Consider the following 458-nt stretch of genomic DNA (forward strand, 5'->3'; position numbering starts at 1 on the left):
TTCAATACGCCTCTGAAAATACCCGGGAACCCTAGTACGTTGTTGACCGAGCGTCCGTCTGCCGCGTAAGCCGCTCCTGCCTCAAGCGCTTCTGTCGGCGCAATTTCCGGATTCGGGTTTGAAAGCGCCAGAATAATCTGCCCCTGCTGCACCCATTCTTTTTTAATCAGCCCCTGCACACCTGTTGTCGCAATGACAATGTCGCACTGGCCCATGAGTTCGCCAAGGTCGTTAACCGGTGTGCCGCCATACTGCTCGAGCCGCTGCTTCGCTTCTTCTGACAGGTCTGCCCCGTACACGGATTTTACGCCGTACGCCATCAGCATGCGGCAGATCGCAAGACCGGCTGCACCGAGCCCGATCTGGCCGACTGTGGCTTCTTTCAAGTCTACGCCGGCACTTTTGCAGGCAGAGATGACAGCTGCCAGTGTCACAACCGCTGTGCCGTGCTGGTCATC

1 protein-coding gene is annotated in these 458 nt (G+C 57.4%); it reads right to left on the bottom strand.

Translation table 11 applies throughout. The features are described 5' to 3' along the window. Positions 1-458 (bottom strand): NAD(P)-dependent oxidoreductase (locus tag L2D08_RS23635; protein WP_242238010.1); only part of this gene is annotated, 458 nt, incomplete at both ends.

Origin of the sequence: Domibacillus sp. PGB-M46 (assembly GCF_022668875.1) — a bacterium.
In the GTDB taxonomy this organism is placed as follows: domain Bacteria; phylum Bacillota; class Bacilli; order Bacillales; family Domibacillaceae; genus Domibacillus.